The sequence below is a fragment of the Sinorhizobium sp. BJ1 genome (genome assembly GCF_002531555.1).
Lineage (GTDB): Bacteria > Pseudomonadota > Alphaproteobacteria > Rhizobiales > Rhizobiaceae > Sinorhizobium > Sinorhizobium fredii_B.
In genome coordinates this window covers 56,820-72,831 of sequence record NZ_NWTH01000022.1, presented here as the reverse complement: position 1 = coordinate 72,831, position 16,012 = coordinate 56,820, and the positions used below count along the sequence as shown (strand labels likewise).

Annotated in this window: 16 protein-coding genes; 2 read left to right on the top strand and 14 right to left on the bottom strand. The window is 63.9% G+C overall.

What is annotated here, in order from left to right:
* Nucleotides 1-9 precede the first annotated feature (9 nt).
* The 14 genes from CO676_RS23875 to CO676_RS35425 all read right to left on the bottom strand — a co-directional run bounded on the left by CO676_RS23875 (nucleotide 10) and on the right by CO676_RS35425 (nucleotide 14,815).
* A complete protein-coding gene (locus CO676_RS23875) occupies nucleotides 10-660 on the bottom strand; it encodes a response regulator transcription factor (RefSeq protein WP_097522904.1) in 651 nt (216 codons plus the stop codon).
* Nucleotides 632-4,189 carry a PAS domain-containing hybrid sensor histidine kinase/response regulator gene (locus CO676_RS23870; RefSeq protein ID WP_097522903.1) on the bottom strand — a complete coding sequence of 1,186 codons (3,558 nt, stop codon included), beginning with the start codon at nucleotides 4,187-4,189 and terminating at the stop codon, nucleotides 632-634. Before CO676_RS23870 ends, CO676_RS23875 begins: the two co-directional genes overlap by 29 nt.
* Nucleotides 4,190-4,438: 249 nt before the next feature.
* A complete protein-coding gene (locus tag CO676_RS23865) occupies nucleotides 4,439-5,947 on the bottom strand; it encodes a sodium:solute symporter family protein (RefSeq protein ID WP_097522902.1) in 1,509 nt (502 codons plus the stop codon).
* Nucleotides 5,937-6,113: a DUF3311 domain-containing protein gene (locus tag CO676_RS23860; protein WP_179875621.1), complete on the bottom strand. Its 177-nt coding sequence runs from the start codon at nucleotides 6,111-6,113 to the stop codon at nucleotides 5,937-5,939. The genes CO676_RS23865 and CO676_RS23860 overlap by 11 nt, the downstream gene beginning before the upstream one ends.
* A 208-nt stretch (nucleotides 6,114-6,321) precedes the next feature.
* Nucleotides 6,322-6,987, bottom strand: coding sequence for a L,D-transpeptidase (locus CO676_RS23855; protein WP_097522900.1), 666 nt, complete (start codon nucleotides 6,985-6,987; stop codon nucleotides 6,322-6,324).
* 28 nt (nucleotides 6,988-7,015) lie between these two features.
* Entirely contained in the window at nucleotides 7,016-8,053 is a 1,038-nt protein-coding gene (locus CO676_RS23850; protein WP_097522899.1) for an EscU/YscU/HrcU family type III secretion system export apparatus switch protein, read from the bottom strand.
* Nucleotides 8,050-8,859, bottom strand: a complete 810-nt coding sequence (locus tag CO676_RS23845) for a tetratricopeptide repeat protein (RefSeq protein WP_097522898.1) — start codon at nucleotides 8,857-8,859, stop codon at nucleotides 8,050-8,052. The genes CO676_RS23850 and CO676_RS23845 overlap by 4 nt, the downstream gene beginning before the upstream one ends.
* A 44-nt stretch (nucleotides 8,860-8,903) precedes the next feature.
* Nucleotides 8,904-9,335, bottom strand: coding sequence for a hypothetical protein (locus CO676_RS23840; protein ID WP_097522897.1), 432 nt, complete (start codon nucleotides 9,333-9,335; stop codon nucleotides 8,904-8,906).
* On the bottom strand, nucleotides 9,325-10,668 hold the full coding sequence (locus tag CO676_RS23835; RefSeq protein ID WP_097522896.1) for a type II and III secretion system protein family protein: 1,344 nt from the start codon (nucleotides 10,666-10,668) through the stop codon (nucleotides 9,325-9,327). Before CO676_RS23835 ends, CO676_RS23840 begins: the two co-directional genes overlap by 11 nt.
* Before the next feature lie 80 nt (nucleotides 10,669-10,748).
* Nucleotides 10,749-12,899, bottom strand: a complete 2,151-nt coding sequence (gene sctV, locus CO676_RS23830) for a type III secretion system export apparatus subunit SctV (protein WP_097522895.1) — start codon at nucleotides 12,897-12,899, stop codon at nucleotides 10,749-10,751.
* Nucleotides 12,896-13,231: a type III secretion protein gene (locus tag CO676_RS23825; protein ID WP_097522894.1), complete on the bottom strand. Its 336-nt coding sequence runs from the start codon at nucleotides 13,229-13,231 to the stop codon at nucleotides 12,896-12,898. Before CO676_RS23825 ends, sctV begins: the two co-directional genes overlap by 4 nt.
* Nucleotides 13,228-13,602 carry a hypothetical protein gene (locus CO676_RS23820; protein WP_097522893.1) on the bottom strand — a complete coding sequence of 125 codons (375 nt, stop codon included), beginning with the start codon at nucleotides 13,600-13,602 and terminating at the stop codon, nucleotides 13,228-13,230. Before CO676_RS23820 ends, CO676_RS23825 begins: the two co-directional genes overlap by 4 nt.
* A gap of 23 nt (nucleotides 13,603-13,625) precedes the next feature.
* Entirely contained in the window at nucleotides 13,626-14,531 is a 906-nt protein-coding gene (locus tag CO676_RS23815; protein WP_097522892.1) for an FHA domain-containing protein, read from the bottom strand.
* A 122-nt stretch (nucleotides 14,532-14,653) separates the two neighbouring features.
* The gene (locus CO676_RS35425; RefSeq protein ID WP_014762906.1) at nucleotides 14,654-14,815 is read right to left on the bottom strand and encodes a hypothetical protein; all 162 of its coding nucleotides are present in this window, start codon (nucleotides 14,813-14,815) and stop codon (nucleotides 14,654-14,656) included.
* Nucleotides 14,816-15,215: 400 nt separating this feature from the next.
* On the opposite strand from CO676_RS35425, the gene CO676_RS23810 reads away from it, so the two are divergent.
* A complete protein-coding gene (locus CO676_RS23810; protein ID WP_179875619.1) occupies nucleotides 15,216-15,836 on the top strand; it encodes a type III secretion protein in 621 nt (206 codons plus the stop codon).
* Complete coding sequence (locus CO676_RS23805; RefSeq protein ID WP_097522890.1) at nucleotides 15,837-16,010, top strand: hypothetical protein; 174 nt, start codon at nucleotides 15,837-15,839, stop codon at nucleotides 16,008-16,010.
* Nucleotides 16,011-16,012 lie beyond the last annotated feature (2 nt).

Below are 16,012 nucleotides of genomic sequence, written 5' to 3'. Positions count from 1 at the left end.
CCACGCTGCCTATCCCGCATCGCGAGCGCTGGTCGACAGCAACCGTTCGCACATCACCGCCGCCTGGGTGCGGCTGACGACGCCGAGCTTCTTGAGGATTGCCGAGACGTGCACTTTCACCGTCTGCTCGGCGATGTCCATCTCGCCGGCGATCTGCTTGTTGAGCTTGCCCTCTATGATCTTCGTCAGAATGCGCAATTGCTGCGACGACAGCGAAGCGAGGCGGGCACTCATCGCCACATCCGGATCGGCCGTCTCCGCCCCGAAGCGCGGCGGCGTCCAGATCTCGCCGTCGAGGATTGCGCGGATCGCGCTCGCCATTTCCGGCAGGTCCAGCGATTTCGGGATATAGCCGGAAGCGCCGAAGGTGATCGCCTTCTGGATCGTCGCCGCGTCCTGCCTTGCCGAAACGATCGCCACCGGAAGGGTCGGATAATGGGCATGCAGCAGGAACAGGCCCGCAAAACCATCCGTGCCGGGCATGGTCAAATCGAGCAGGACGAGATCCACCTCATGCCGCTCGCTCGAGAGCACCTCGAGCACCTCGTCGACCGACCGGCAGGCGATCAGTTCGAGCTCCGGCAGCACCGCGACGAGAGCGCTGCGCAAGGCTGCCTGGACCATCGGATGGTCATCCGCGATGACGATGCGCGTGCTCATGTTCTTCCTCCCCCTGCAGCCCGGCGCCCTTGAGCAGGGCGACGGCATCCAGATATCGTCTCAAGGCGGCCGGCTTCACCGGCTTCGCCATGACCTCGCAGCCAAGCGCTTTCGCCTTTTTGCTGACCTCCTCGCTGCGATCCGCGGTGATCACCAGGCCCCTGACCTCCCGGCCCCAGTGCTTGCGCAGCCCGTCCAGCACTTCGATGCCGGTCGTGCCGTCGAGATGGTAATCCACGAGCGCCAAATCTGGCACCAGGCCGTTGCAATTGGCAAGCGCCGTCCTCTCGTCGCTCGCAACAATCGGCCGGTGTGCCCAGCGGGAGAGCAAGGCCGACAGCCCCTCCCGTATCGCCGCATCATTGTCGATGCAGAGCACGGTAAGCGCGGTGTGGCTTGCGACCGAGGCCCCCGTCGTCTTTTCCGAAGCGGCGACCGCGGCAGCTTGCGCCGCGAGCGGAACGGTAACGACGAAGCACGTTCCGTGGCCTGGTCGGGAGCGCACTTTTAAGGGAAGATCGAGCAAGCGGCAGATGCGCTCGACGATCGCCAGGCCGAGGCCGCTTCCCTTCTCCCGCTCCTCGCCCGTATCGAGCCGGCGGAACTCCTCGAAAATCTCCTTCTGGCGCTCCGGGGCAATGCCGATGCCGGTGTCGCGGACCTCGATGCGCAAGCCGTCCTTCCGACGCCGGCACCCCAGCAGAACCCTTCCCCTGGGCGTGTAGCGTATCGCGTTCGAGAGAAGATTCTGCAGCACACGACGCAGGAGCTGCGGGTCGGTGCGGACGAAACGCGTCGAGGCGACGACCTTGAGTATCAGGCCGCGCTGACGCGCCAGCGCGGAGAATTCCAGCTCGAGTTGGGCGAGAAGCGAGCCGACCGAAAAATCGACGGGCTGCGCCCGAACCGCACCGGAATCATAGGACGAGATGTCCAGCAGCTCGTCGAGCAGCCGCTCGGTCGAGGAAAGTGCCGCCGCGGCGTTCTTCGCAAGCGCCCGCTCCTCTGTCCGCAGGTCCTTTTCGGCTTCGTCCGGCTTGAGGCGCAGGCTCTCGTCGAGCGCCGCCAGATAAAGCCGCGCCGCATTCAGCGGCTGGAGCAGATCGTGGCTTGCCGCGGCGAGAAAGCGCGTCTTGCCGATATTGGCGCGCTCTGCCTCGGCCTTGGCCTGCTCAAGCGCCTGCGTCCGCTCCTGGACACGCCGCTCCAGCTCCTCGTTGGCGCGGCGCAGGCCGGCCGCGGCCCGATGCCGCTCGGTCACATCCGTGTAGGTCGAGATATAGCCGCTCTCCGCCATGCGGTCGTAGGCGATCTCCAGCACCATGCCGTCCGGCCGTTTGCGCTCATAGACATAGGGCCAGGATTGTCTGGCGAGATCCCGGTTGACGAGCAGGGCCTTGAGGTCCTCGGCGTCGTATTCGCCGCGCTCGCGGTTGAAGTCGACGAGGTCGGCGAGCGGCAGGCCGACGCGGATCAGGTCCTTCGGCAGGTCGAGCAGCGTAAGGAACCGGGCGTTCCACGCCTCGATGGCGAGGTCTGCGTCGAAGACGCAAATGCCCTGCGGCACGCTTTCAAGCGCCCCTTGCAGGAGCTTCCGGTTGAAATGCAGCGCCTGCGACGCCTCGTCCAGCATCCCCACGGCTGCCTTGCGCGACAGCGAACGGCTTTCGAGCGCCGCGGCCATCACCACGCGGGCCGAGGCCGCACCGAGCGCGCCGGCGATGAGGTTCTCGGTGAACCGCATCGCATCCACATCGGCAAGTCCGTCCTGTCGCGCGCGGCGCTGTTCCACGAAGTCATCGAAGGCGGAAACGCTGCGCTCGGCTCCGACGAAGCGAGCGGCGAGCGTCTTCAGGTCGTCAAGCCGCGTGACGAGCGGCAATGAGGCGAGCGGCGGCGGCGCCGGGACCCGCTCGGCAAAGGCCTCCGCCTGGAGACGCTCGAGCGGCGAACGATCCGCCAGCAAGGACACGGCCGCAAAGACGGCGAGATTGGCACCGAGGCTCCAGAGCGTCGCATGCGAAATCGGATCGAGGCCGACGATGCCGAAGAGCGATTGCGGCCTGAGCCAGGCGAGCCCGAGTGGCCCGTTGACGACCACGGCGTCGACGGCGGGCACGAGCGGCGCAATCGAGGGGAGGAGCAGCGTGTAGATCCAGAAGGCGAAGCCGACGACAATGCCGGCGCCCGCCCCGGCGCTCTTGGCGCGCCGCCAAAGCAATCCTCCGAGGAAAGCGGGGCCGAACTGGGCGATCGCAACGAAGGAGAGCAGCCCGATAACGGTCAGCGGATAGGCCTGATCGACCAGGCGGTTCATCATGTAGGCGAGCAGCAGGATGGCCGCGACGGAGATCCGCCGCACCAAAAGCAGGGCCGAAGGCGACGGCCAGATTGCACCGCCGCGGCCAACGAGGCGCGAGCGCAACAGCAGGGGGACGATGACGTCGTTGCAGAGCATCGTGCTCAGTGCCACCGAGGCGACGATCACCATGCCGGTCGCCGCCGAGAAGCCGCCGAGAAAGGCGATCAGCGCCATCAGGGGGGCATCGGCGGCAAGCGGCAGCGAGATCACGAAGGTGTCCGGGTTTACCGTGTCGGCGAAACGGGCGATGCCGGCTATGGCGATCGGCACCATCAGGACGCTGAAGACGATGAGATAGGCGGGGTAGAGCCAGGCGGCGGCGCGCACCTGCGACAGCGATTTGTTCTCCACCACGGCGACATGGAACATGTGCGGCAGGCAGAGGAAGGAGATCGCGGCAATGATGGTGTTCGATATCCAGGTCGGATCGGAAAAGTCCGGCGCCAGCAAGGACCCCATGCGCGGATCCGCCTCGGCGCGGGCGACGAGGTCGCCGAGACCGTCGAACATGCCGAAGACAATGAACAGCGCGACGATGACGAAGGCCGAAAGCTTGACCAGGCTTTCGAAGGCGATCGCCGCCATCAGCCCCCGATGGTGCTCGCTCGCATGAATATGCCGAACGCCGAACATGATGGCGAAGAGCGCCATCGAGGCGGCTACGGCAAACGTGCTGTCGCCGCGGATCGGCCGGACGCCTTCGGGGGCGACGGCGGGCGACGTCAGGATGTCGAAGCTCGTGCCGACCGCCTTCAACTGCAGCGCTATGTAGGGCAGCACGGCGAGCAGAGCCGCCATGGTGACGAGCGCGGCGAGTGCCTGGCTCTTGCCGTATCGCGCCGCGATGAAGTCGGCGATCGAGGTGATGTTCTGGCTCTTCGCGACCGTGACGATCCTGGCGATCAGCCGCTGCCCGAAGATCAGCACGAGGGTCGGACCGACATAGATCGACAGGAAGTCGAAACCGCTCAGGGCGCGCCCGACCGAACCGTAGAAGCTCCAGGACGTATTGTAGATGGCGAGCGTCAGCGCGTAGCCGAGTGCCGCCATCCACTCGGTGGGTACGGCCAAGCGCCGGCCCGCACCTTGCCGATCCGTCCACCAGGCGATCAGGAACAGGATGACGACATAGGCTGTAGAAACGGAGAGGACGACCCAACCGGGCATGGCACCTCGCTGCCCAACTGCATGGCCACATAAGTCGCGACCGACTAAGGACAAATCATGCAGCAATTCAAAGTGCTACAGCGCCTTGCGGGTCCGGCCAGACACGCGTCGCTGTAGCGCGGCATACCCTTCGCCGCCGCTCTTGGTTCATTGCCATATCACCCGCCGAATGGCAACGCGACGTGGAAGCCGGCACCGGCGAGGGAGCGATCGGCAAGGGGCCGGCCTGATCCGGCCGGCCCCTTGAACTTAGCTGCGCGAGTCGGCCTCGGCGACATGGAGATCATCGTCGGCGGTTTCTTTCGCCGGCACGATGAGGTTGACGACCACCGCCACGGTAACGTTGAGCGCCAGCGCCAGCAGCCCGGTATAGACCGAGACGGTCACGCCGTCGAAGGCCAGCGCGTGCAGCGGCTTCAGCCCGTCCGACCAGACGAGAGCCGAGCCGCCGATGAAGCCGGCCGCCCAGCCGGCAAGCAGCGCCGGAGCGCGGAACCAGCTCGTATAGAGGCCGAAGACGAGGGCCGGCAGCGTCTGCAAGATCCACAGGCCGCCGAGCAGCTGCAGGTCGAGCGCGAACTGGGTCGGCAGCAGCAGGATGGCGACAAGCGCCCCCACCTTGACGAGCATCGAGGTGATCTTGGCGACCTGCGCCTCGCCTGCGGGGGTGACATCCGGATTGACCCAGACCTTCCAGAAGTTGCGGGTGAAGAGGTTCGCTGCGCCGATGCTCATGACGGCCGCCGGGACGAGCGCGCCGATGGCGATCGCCGAGAAGGCAAAGCCTGCGAACCAGCCCGGGAACAGCGTCTTGAACAACGTCGGGACGACGTCGTTGTTGCTCTGAAGCTGAAGCCCGGCGGCGTGGCCCATATAGCCGAGCAGGGCGAGCAGGCCGAGGAGCAGCGTATAGGCGGGCAACAGCACCGCATTCTTGCGGATCGTGTTGGCGCCGGACGAGGCGAAGATGCCGGTCAGCGTGTGCGGATACATGAAGGCGGCAAGCGCCGAGCCGAGTGCGAGCGTCACATAGGGAACGAGCTGCGTCGGATCGAGCAGGATGCCGCCCTTGCCCTTCGCCTCGAAGGCCGCGTCGGCTGCCGAAAAGACGGCGCTATAGCCGCCGAGCTTGGAGGGAACGACGATGATCGCCGCGAGCACCACGATATAGATCATGATGTCCTTGACGAAAGCAATGAGCGCCGGTGCCCTGAGGCCAGACGAATAGGTGTAGAGTGCCAGCACCAGGAAGGCGAGGATGATCGGCATTTCGCCGGTGAGCCCCAGCGCCTTGATCGCCACCTCCATGCCGATGAGCTGCAGCGCGATGTAAGGCATCGTCGCGATCACGCCGGTTGAGGCCACGGCAAGCTCCAGAGCGCGCGAGCCGTAGGTGCCACGCACCACGTCGCCGGCGGTCACGTAGCCGCGCTCCTTCGCTGCCTTCCACAGGAGCGGCATGACGGCAAACACCAGCGGATAGACGATGATCGTGTAGGGCAGCGCGAAGAAGCCGTAAGCCCCGATCGCATAGACCAGCGCCGGCACGGCGATGACCGTATAGGCGGTGTAGAAGTCGCCGCCGACGAGGAACCAGGTAATCCAGGTGCCGAACTTGCGGCCGCCGAGGCCCCATTCGTCGAGGTGATCGAGCGATTCGCCCCGGCGCCAGCGCGAAGCGAAGAAGCCCATCGCCGTGACGAGCACGAAGAAGAAGATGAAGACGGCGAGCGCCGACATGTCGATGTTAGCTGTCATGACGCACGCTCCTGTAGACGAAATAGGTGAAGAGCGACGTCAGCGGCACCCAGGCAAGCTGGTACCAGTAGAAGAAGGGAAAGCCGAAGAGCTTCGGCTCCTCGAAATTATAGAAGGGGACCCATAGCAGCCCGATATAGGGCGCCAGCAGCAATAGACGTATCACGTTATCCTCCCGCGATGTCTGGTCTAAGCGGGATGAGGAAAAGTGTGCGCGGTTTCCCGCCCGCCTCCCGCTCGAGCTATCGATGGCCACGTGATCCTCGGCACGTGTCCCTCTCGCATAGCGCCAAACGCCGCGTCGCGGCCTCCCTACTTTCGCTCCGGCGCCCCCTACTTTCGCTCATCCCTGTCGCTGGAATCTGTTGCCGGCGCTACAGCACGATCACCTTCGCACCGATTTTCACCCGCTCATAAAGATCGATGACGTCGTCATTCGTCATGCGAAAACACCCCGAAGAGGAGGATTGGCCGACGCTTTCCGGCTCGTTCGAGCCGTGGATGCGGTAGAGCGTATCGCCGAGATAGATGGCGCGCGCGCCAAGCGGATTATCGACGCCGCCAGCCATGTGGGCCGGAAGCTCCGGCCGCCTGGCGCGCATGTCGGCGGGCGGCCGCCACTCCGGCCAAGCGCGTTTGCCGCTCACCATTTCGGTTCCGTGCCAGCCATAGCCTTCGCGCCCGACGCCGACACTGTAGCGCAGCGCCCTGCCGTCGGCGACGATGTAGTAAAGGGCGTAGCGGCTCGTATCGATGATGATCGTTCCGGGCGCCTCCTGGGTGCGGTATTCCACCAAATGCCTCGGTACGAACGCCCCCGCGTGCGGAGAGATCAGCGCTCCCCGCTCGTGGCGCGGCGGGTAGGCTGGCGGCGACATCAGGAACTCGATATAGCCGCTGTCGATCCAGACCCGCTTGTTCTTCTTGTCGAGGATCGGCGGCCAAGGCTGGTCCGCGGTCGCATGCCCGCCCGACGGCGTCAGAAGGAGGAGAAGAAGCAGCAGCCTCAGAGGCTGCATTCTCGGCGGCAAATCCGACATGTGAAGTCTCCTCTGACGTTGCGGGCGTTCAAATCAGACCATTGGCGACCAGGGCATTCGCCACCTCTTGGAAGAGCCGGTCCGGAACCGGCGCCCCGACGGGTGTCTTGCCAAGCTCGGCGGCGAGCTCCGCTTCGGCCATGAAGGGAATTCCCTGGCTTCTCGCCTGTGCTCGCATCGAGGAGGCGGCCGGGCCAACGGCACGACAGACGACGATCGGCACGGGCGTTTCGCCGCGGACATAGCGAATGCCGATAGAGACCGACCGCTCCTCGCCGATCAGCAGCACGGCACTCGCAAGTCCGGTCCTCGTCGTTCCGAAGAGACGCGCCAGCTTGCGGCGCTCCTGCCTGATCAGCGGATCGCCTTCCGTATCCTTGTGTTCGCGCTTGCTCTCCGACCGGGTCATGCGCATTTCGCGCATGAACAGCCAGCGCTGCAGGAAGACATCGACCACGCCCATGACGACAAAAGCGGCAATCGCGATTGATGTGATGGTCTTCAGCATGGAGAGCGACGTCGCATGCAGGCAGGCAAAGCCGCAGGTCGGCGACTGGAAAAGCGCTCCGAGCCCCGCATGGAAGACGACGGCAAAGGCGATGGAAAGCGCAACGATCTTGAACAGCGCCTTGCCGAAATCGACGACGCTCTTCAGCGAGGCGATCCGCTTCAGCCCGGATGCCGGATTGATGCGGTTGAAATCCGGCTCGATCGGTTTGGCCGAGAAGACGAAGCCCTTGGTGATCGCGACGTTGGTGGCGAGAATGGCGATGATCGTGATGCCGAGGATGGGCAGCACCGTCGTCCAAAGCGCATCGGCGGCGATCGTGCTCAGCCGGTACCAGACATCGGCGAAGGGGCGGGCGTGGATCTGAGACGCCTCGTCCAGGAGCCGGTCGATCTTCACCTCAAGATTCGGCGCGATATAGAACAGAAACAAGGTGGAGAACAGGACGACGATGCCAGAGACCATGTCCGGGCTGTGCAGCACCTGGCCTTTGCGGCGCGCGTCCCGGATCTTCTTGTCGGAAGCGGGAAGCGTCTTCTCCTCGCTTGTTTCGCTCATGTGACGTCGTCATCCCTGGACGACGCCAGCAGACCGATTTCCTGTGCACGCTTGGCGACATCCGGGATGGAGCGCAATTTTGCCGCCTTCGCGAGGATCTGGCTTTTCTGCCTCGCCGACATCTCGGGCACGGCGACGGACCGCGCCTTTTCCGTTTCGCCGGCCATGGTTAGAACGATCAGGTAGTTGACGAAATGCCGCCGTTCGGCGAGCGGCGAGCCCACGACGGTCGTCATATGCGTTACCGCCTGCGTCAGGTTGTTCGAGAGCGCTTCGGCAAGCGCCAGATTTGTCGTGGTGTCGAGGTTGGAGGGCTGCAGCGCCAGAGCCCTCGAAAATGCACCCTCCGCCGCTCCGCCGTTGCCGCTGAAGACAAGCGCCGTTCCCAGCCTGTTATACGCCACCACCGAATTCAGCGCCTCGGCGGCCGGTGCCAGACTTCGTGCCGCCGACTCCGCCTCTCCCTTCTGCAACTGAGCGGTTCCGAGCCCAAGCAGCGCGTCGGCGTCCTTGGGATCGATCTCGAGGGCGGCGCGGAAGGCTTGCTCGGCCCCCTCGGCGTCACCCGCCTTGAGGCGCGCATTGCCGAGCCGGACGCGCATCGACGCATCGTTCGGCGCATTAGCAGCGGCGCGCTCGTAGAGCGCCAATGCCGTTCCGCTTTCTCCCTTCGCCTCGATGCTCTGGGCGATGCTCAGCAGCTTCGTCTGGGCGCCCGCCTGCTTGTCCTTCTCCTTGTCGGCAGGAACCGTGTTGCAGGCAGATAGCACCAGGAGCGCAGCAACGGCCCCGATCCCCCGCCCCATGCTGCTAGGCCGGCAACGGCCCGGATTCAGAAACCAACACGTCTTCATTCTACCCCCGTCTGATTCGCCGCGTTGCGGTGGCCGTCTTCCCCGTAGCGATCGATGTAGTTTTTCGCTGCGCGCGCCACGGGCGCGGCCATCGCCGGGCCCATTTCGCGACCCTTGAGCAGATGCCGTTGATCCGCAGCCATGAGCTGCAGATTGAGGTTGTTGGCGCAGCCGGACGGCAGGTAAAGCGGCTGGTCGGCGGTATCCGGCGTGATGCACGCATCCGGCACCAGCGTCTGGGTCGCGGTCGTGTCGTAGCCCTTGCGAACGAACCCGCCCTTCGCCGGCGGGGCGCTGTGCATCGAGAGGTAGCTGTAATTGGGGGAATAGGGTTGCGGATGCGAACCGCTGCAGCCCGCCGCGGCGAGCAGGCCGGCCATCAACGCCGCCCGCATCTTCGCCACTCCCGAAGGAATTTCATTCAACATAGAAGCCGTATCCATTGTTGACCGCCGGCTTCGCCTTCTTGCGCGGCGAGGTAATCACACCGGAGGGGCTGTCCAGCGGCGTTTTCATGTTTCGCTCGGAGGTGGGTGACACGAGGTATGGGGTGATCAGGATGACGAGTTCCGTCTCATTGCGCTGGAACCGCTTGGACTTGAACAACTCGCCGAGGATCGGCACGTCGCCGACGACGGGCGTCTTGTTCAGCGTCTGCGATTCCTGCCGTTGGAACAGGCCGGCGATCGCAAAGGTCTGGCCGCTGCCGACCTCGACGGTCGTGTCCGCACGGCGGATGCGCAGCGACGGCACCACCAATCCGGCGATCGAGACGACGCTGTCCTGCGAAACGCTGCTGACCTCGGGACGAACCTGCAGGGCGATTCGGTTGTTCGGCAGCAGCGTCGGGGTGAATTGCAGCGACACGCCGAATTGCTTGTATTCGATGCCGATCTGACCGTCGCCAGCCGGCACCGGCACCGGTATCTCGCCGCCCGCCAGGAAACTTGCGGTCTGGCCGGTGACGGCGGTGATGTTGGGCTCCGCCAGGATGGTCAGGATGCCGTTTGCCTGCAGCGCGTCGAGCAGCACATTGACGTTCACATTATCGCCCCGTGCACCGATGGCGATACCCGTATCGTCTTCATTGCTGGCGCCGCCGGTCCGAACGATGCCGAAGGAGAAGGATCCGCTGTTGACGAAAACGCTCCAATCGATGCCGAAGCGCGTCAATTCGTTGCGGGCGACTTCGGCAAAGCGGACGCGGATATTGACCTGGTTCGGTCCGGTAATCGTCGTGTTGTTGAGCGCCGGCTTGTCGGGTGTCGAATAGCTCTGCAGGACACTTTCCATGTCCATCGCCTCGCCGACATTGCGGGTCTGGCCGGTGCCGACATATTGCCCACCGAAGAGGCTGATATCGACCCTGGTCGTCGGCTGCAGCGCCAGGGCCGACTGTTCCGCGGCTCTCGGATTGCCGCTGACGCGCACCTGCACGGTGCCGCGCGTCATCTGATCGGCGCTGAGCGCGATCAGATTGGTATCGCCGGTCTTCGTCGCGTAGATGTAGACGACGCCGGGCGAGACGACGCGCACGTCGGCGATTGCCGTGTCGGCGAGAAACACCGACTCGACCGGTTCGTCGAAGCGAAGAATCGTGCCCTCGCCAACGGTGAGTTCCAGAACCTGGCCGTTTATGGCGTCGACCTTAACCTGCGCAATCGCCGATCGCAGCGCACAGTGGACCGCAAGTGCGGCCAGCAAGATAAACAGAAAGAGTTTCCCCGCCTGGACAAAGCGAAGGCTTCGCAAAACTAGCATTCCACTCCCTATTCGTTCCCCTCACCCCGCGCCCCCGCGCAAGCGAGACATGGATCTTCTCGATGTCGATTTCCGAAAGCTCATCCGCGACCGGCACCTCCAAGCTCCGGCGTTCCGGCGACCGGAAGCGCGATATAGCCGAGGCATTGGACGCTGAACTCCGCGGAGATTTCCTGATAGGACAGAACCGCCATAGGGACGTCGTGGCGCATCAGGAGGTTTCGGATGTGCCGACGAATGTCCATTGAGGTCAGGATCGCGGTGCGCGACTGCGCATCGGCCTTCTCGCGCCGCCTCTTGAGCTCGTCGAGGATCGGTGCCGCCAGACGCTCCGGCACAGTGCCGGCCGGACCGCTATTCTTCTCGATCGCCGCTCGCACTTCGTCTTCGAACGGCCGCGTCAACAGATAGGCCGAAACGATCCGGTTGCTGTCGGCAAGACGAAAACAGATCTGCCGCCCGAGGCTCGCCCGCACATTGTCGGTGAGCGACTGCAGGTTCTGGACTTGCGCTGCACGTTCGGCGATCGTCTGCAGAATGATGCGCATATTGGTGATCGGCACGTCTTCCTCGATCAGCCTGCGGAGCACGTCGGCAAGCCTCTGCACCGACACGACCTCCAGAACCTCCTTGATCAGATCGCCATAGGTCTCTTCCAGCCGGCCGAGCAGCGCACGCGTTTCCTGCGCGTCGATGAAGTCCGGCGCATAACGGCGCAGGACGCGCTCGACGAGCGTCATCACCACGTCTGCCTGCTCGCAATAGCCGACACCGGCAGCGTCGAGAGCTGCCACATGCGACCGTTCGATCCAGACGAGCTTCAGCCCCAGGAGGTCCGGCTGCATCACATAGGGAATCGACATGATGTCGAGATCGACGGTTTCGTCCCAGACCATGAGGTGGTCAAGCAGGAGCGCACCCTCGACGACGGGAACGCCCTCGAAGTCGATGCGAAACTCGGCCGGCGCGAGGCGCGCGGCGGTGTGCAGGCCGATCGCCGGAACGCGAATGCCGAGATCCTCGAGGATCGCTTCGGCGAGGCCCTCCGCCCGCTCGGTGAACGATGGCTGAGGCAGACACCCGGCCAGTTCCTCCCCCATCGTCACAGTAATCCTTTGCGGCATTCCAGCGGGCGTGCCCGAAGTCCCGGGCAGGTTGCCCGCTATGTGATCGACGACACGTCCACCGGGGGACACGGAGCGAGGCGCTTCGCGTCGGGTCGAAGCAGTCCGTGCAACCTCTTCGGCAGCCTGGCGTCTGCGGGCGGCGTAGGCGAGCAGGCTGGCCACGCCGGCAAGCGCCCAGAAGACGATGAGCGGAAAACCCGGCACCAGTCCAAAACCGAAAAGGATCGCCGCCGCCAGCGCCAGCGCACGCTCGCTCGCACCGAGCTGCCCGAGGATTTCGGAGCTGAGGTCCTGCGGGCCGCGGCCGGACGGCACGCGCGTCACCACCGCCCCTGCCGCCACAGCCATCATCAGGGCCGGTATCTGCGAAATGAGGCCGTCGCCGACCGTCAGAAGCGAATAAGTGTGCGCCGCTTCGCCGACCGACAGGCCGCGTTGCAAGGATCCGATCGTCAGCCCGCCGATGAGGTTAATCGCAATGATGATCAGCCCAGCCACCGCGTCGCCCTTGACGAATTTCATAGCGCCGTCCATGGCGCCGTAGAACTGGCTCTCGCGTTCGAGGTCGTCGCGCCGGCGCCGCGCCTCCTGCTGGTCGATGTCGCCGCTGCGGGCCTCGTTGTCGATGCTCATCTGCTTGCCCGGCATCGCGTCGAGAGCGAAGCGGGCCCCGACCTCGGCGACGCGCTCGGCGCCTTTGGTGATCACCACGAATTGGGCGATGGTGATGATCAGGAAGACGATGAGCCCGACGAGCACGTCACCACCGACGACGAAGGAGCCGAAGGCAGCGACGATCTGTCCGGCATCCGCGTCAGTCAGGATCAGCCGCGTCGTGGTGATCGCCAGGGCCAGCCGGAAGAGCGTACCGAGCAGGATGATAGACGGCAGCGAGGAGAATTGCGCCGGGCTTGAAATATAGAGCGCGCCGACGAGAATGAGCAGGCTGTAGAAAAAATTGAAGCCGATCAGCACGTCGACGAGAAAAGTCGGCATCGGGATGATCATCATGGTGATTGCCAGCATCACCACGGCTGCAACGACGATGTCCGACCGCCGGGATGCCGCCCTGGCGAACTGGTTGACCGCGGCGATCGCGCTCATTCCGCCACCCTCGCCCGAAGATAGGCCTCGAACGCTTCGCGGGCCCGGTCCTTCTCTCCGCGTAGCCACTGTGCCTTGCTCCTCAACCGCCCAACGGCTGGATCGACGGCTTCGGAAATGTCCTCTATCCGATCGATGGCGGCGATCGCACGCAGGCCGGCACCGCTCTCGACGAATGCCTCGGCCAGCGAATGCAACACCGCGACATTGTCCGGGGCGATTTTTGCCGCAAGCAGAAGAAATACCAGGCCGCGCTCATGGTGGCCGGCGCGACAGTAGAGCGAACCGAGCGCATGAAGGAATTCGAGGCTGTCCGCGTGCCGCTGCGTCAACTGCTTTGCGCCTGCATCAGACGGTGCTGTAGATCGCGTCTGCTTTCGATCTCGTCGTTCAGCATCGATGTGGTGAGCTTGGCGATGTCCTCGTCGAGATCCAGCCCGGGCAAGACTTCCCGGACGATATACGTCAGGATCTCCTGGGATCGCGACAGATCGAACAGGCTGGCGTTCGAAAGCCTGGCCCGCTCGGCGGCGCCGGACCGAACATTGCCGGTCGACGGCTTCTGGCGGGTCTGGCGGATCGATTGCAGGAGCCTGGCGTCGAACTCTTGAGATTGGGCGCCTCCGGCCGCGTCCGGCCGCAACGACACCGCGCCTGATTGAGCGCGGTTGCGATTGTCGTGCCGGCGGACCTCGATACTCATCTGTTGTCCCCTCTCGTCGCGCCTCAGAAGCGGAGGACGAATTCTTCGCCTTGCCGGGCGGCCGTCAGGCTGCCGTCACGGATGTCCTTGATGTACCAGCCGTCCTCGAGTGCGGCTCCCCTGTAGAGACGCGCGCCGTCGGCGCCGATCGCATAGGGCGTCTCGCCGAACCAGACGGCTCGGAGATTGAATTTCGGTGCCGCCTTGGGCACGGCGTCGCCGACCAGGCTCGTCAGAACGTAAGCCGTGCCATAGGAACGGTCGAACCAGGCCTGGACCTCGCCCCAGTTCTTGCGGGCCTCGTCATCGACGGCACCGGAAACGGAAAACCGCGTCCCCTCGACGTCGACCTTCAGGTCCGACAGACCGGTGTCGCGCAGCCTTGCCGAAAGTGCTGCCGAGACATCCTGTGGCGAGGCAACCGTGGACGCGACCGTCCCGGTCGTCATCGCCTTCTCGTCGAGAGCCGCCATGGAAAGCCGGTGATCGACGTCCGCAACTCCGGCCTGGACTGCCGCTATGGTAAGCAGCGAGAAGGCCGCCACGCCGCCGAGCATCCAGCTGGCGCGCGACGACTTTTCCGCCTTTCGAGGCGTCGCTTCCCGCGCCGGCCGGGAAAGGCTGAGGCTTGCGCCGCCGAGCGTCACCGTCACGGGGGTGGGAACCTGAAGCCCATGTCCGACCGGGACGGTCGTGTCGTCCACCACGAGATCGGCGCCGATCGCCTCGATCATCACGTCCGCCCCGGCAAACTGCAGGCGCATGTGATGCGCCGACACATCCCTGTCGCTGAGCATCAGGTCGCAATCGGCGCCTGAACCGATCAGATAGGCGCCCTTATCCAAAGGCAGTGAAACGCCGCTGTGAACGCCCTTCAAGACATCGAGCGTCAAAGCGGCAGGATTCCTCAAGACCAGATTGGATGCCATGGAACTATCACCTCGCTGGCCGGATAGCCGAGACACCGACGCCGCGCGCAAGGCGCAGCCCGGTCAAGTCAGGTTTCTCGCAAATGTGGATGAAGGGCGGCGCTAAGCCGCCCTTCGGCCGCTTAGCCGTTCGGACGCTGCTTTGCGGCGTCCAGGGCGACCTTCTTTTCGGTCGTGATTTCGGTGATCTTCGCGGACTTCTCAATCGCCTTGTCGAAGGCGTCCGTCATCTTATCGATCGAATTGTCCGAGGTTTGCGTACCGCCTACACCGGAAACAGCCATTGTCTTCTCCTTGAGAAATTCGGGCCGGTCGGGGCAAGGCCCTGGCGCCGGCGTACAGTTCTTATCGAGTCGACCCCCCATATCGGGGCGGTGCAATGGTTAAAGTCGAAGCCAGGGAATGACAATTTGCAAGGGCATCACATAATATTTCTGTGTGTAATACTTCGTGATTATAAACGATTAGATCGCGCCGACAACTGTCATAAAATTGCTACCGGCTCGGAGAAATCAGTTACTTTCAAAGCATTTTCAGCCGGTGCTTGTTTAGCAAAGGGCGTTACTTGTATTTTTTCGGAACCTCGAGTTGCACCTGTCGATCTACTGTTATAGTTTTCGGCCGCTGACGCGAACAATCGGAACGTTTGACATGAAGAACGTCATGCTCATGGGGAGGTTCTGTATGTTTGCTATCGCTATATTAGCGAGCACGTATCCGGCATTTGCCGGATATCCGGGTTGGTATGGCAGCAAATACAGCTATGTCCTGATCAACCAGGACGTTCGCGACGCGCTGCAGGAGTTCGGCCGCAACCTCTCGATTCCGGTGCTTCTGTCCGATAAGATCCGTGGCCAGGTGCGCGGCGAAATCCGCTCCGAAACCGCGGGCGGCTTCCTCGACAAGCTGACGCAGGGGAACGGTCTCATCTGGTATTTCGACGGCTCGGTCCTGCACATAAATACGAGCGACGAGTTCTCGACGCAGATCATCAACATCGGCAGGGCGAACGGCAAGGCGGTGATAGATGAGATCGAGCGGCTCGACCTCATGGATGAGCGCTTCTCCGTACGAGCCACCGCCAACGCCCCCGCGCTTCGCGTGTCGGGTCCGCCCCCATTCATTGCAATGGTCAAGCAGGTCGTTTCGTCCGTTCAACCGCCCCCGGCGGCCCAGATGGACGATCCGCGGGTAAGGATCTTCCGCGGCGGCCAGCACGACGAGGTTGCGGACGATCTGACCGAGAACGGTCGCAAGACGGCCGCCAATTCAAAAACAAGCGACACCTCAGCAGGAGAGCAATAGATGGCTGGACCGGTAAACCCGACCACACAGGCGCCCGCGCAGACACAGAATGTGGACCCCTCTCAGGCACAATTCGAGGAAGCGCTGCAGCAAGCCGCCGCAAGCGGCGGCAGCCAGCTGATCGGGCAGGAAATGATGAAGATCGCCCAGGAAGTGCTGTCCGACGAAGAATAGTT

Excerpts from the sequence above, each read along its gene's own strand:
- CO676_RS23870 (WP_097522903.1), bottom strand. The coding sequence starts at position 4,189 with ATGCCCGGTTGGGTCGTCCTCTCCGTTTCTACAGCCTATGTCGTCATC.
- CO676_RS23845 (WP_097522898.1), bottom strand. The coding sequence starts at position 8,859 with ATGGGGCGGGGGATCGGGGCCGTTGCTGCGCTCCTGGTGCTATCTGCC.
- CO676_RS35425 (WP_014762906.1), bottom strand. The coding sequence starts at position 14,815 with ATGGCTGTTTCCGGTGTAGGCGGTACGCAAACCTCGGACAATTCGATC.
- CO676_RS23805 (WP_097522890.1), top strand. The coding sequence starts at position 15,837 with ATGGCTGGACCGGTAAACCCGACCACACAGGCGCCCGCGCAGACACAG.
- CO676_RS23820 (WP_097522893.1), bottom strand. The coding sequence starts at position 13,602 with ATGAGTATCGAGGTCCGCCGGCACGACAATCGCAACCGCGCTCAATCA.
- sctV (WP_097522895.1), bottom strand. The coding sequence starts at position 12,899 with ATGAGCGCGATCGCCGCGGTCAACCAGTTCGCCAGGGCGGCATCCCGG.
- CO676_RS23850 (WP_097522899.1), bottom strand. The coding sequence starts at position 8,053 with ATGAGCGAAACAAGCGAGGAGAAGACGCTTCCCGCTTCCGACAAGAAG.
- CO676_RS23810 (WP_179875619.1), top strand. The coding sequence starts at position 15,216 with ATGTTTGCTATCGCTATATTAGCGAGCACGTATCCGGCATTTGCCGGA.
- CO676_RS23855 (WP_097522900.1), bottom strand. The coding sequence starts at position 6,987 with ATGTCGGATTTGCCGCCGAGAATGCAGCCTCTGAGGCTGCTGCTTCTT.
- CO676_RS23875 (WP_097522904.1), bottom strand. The coding sequence starts at position 660 with ATGAGCACGCGCATCGTCATCGCGGATGACCATCCGATGGTCCAGGCA.
- CO676_RS23840 (WP_097522897.1), bottom strand. The coding sequence starts at position 9,335 with ATGTTGAATGAAATTCCTTCGGGAGTGGCGAAGATGCGGGCGGCGTTG.
- CO676_RS23865 (WP_097522902.1), bottom strand. The coding sequence starts at position 5,947 with ATGACAGCTAACATCGACATGTCGGCGCTCGCCGTCTTCATCTTCTTC.
- CO676_RS23815 (WP_097522892.1), bottom strand. The coding sequence starts at position 14,531 with ATGGCATCCAATCTGGTCTTGAGGAATCCTGCCGCTTTGACGCTCGAT.
- CO676_RS23835 (WP_097522896.1), bottom strand. The coding sequence starts at position 10,668 with ATGCTAGTTTTGCGAAGCCTTCGCTTTGTCCAGGCGGGGAAACTCTTT.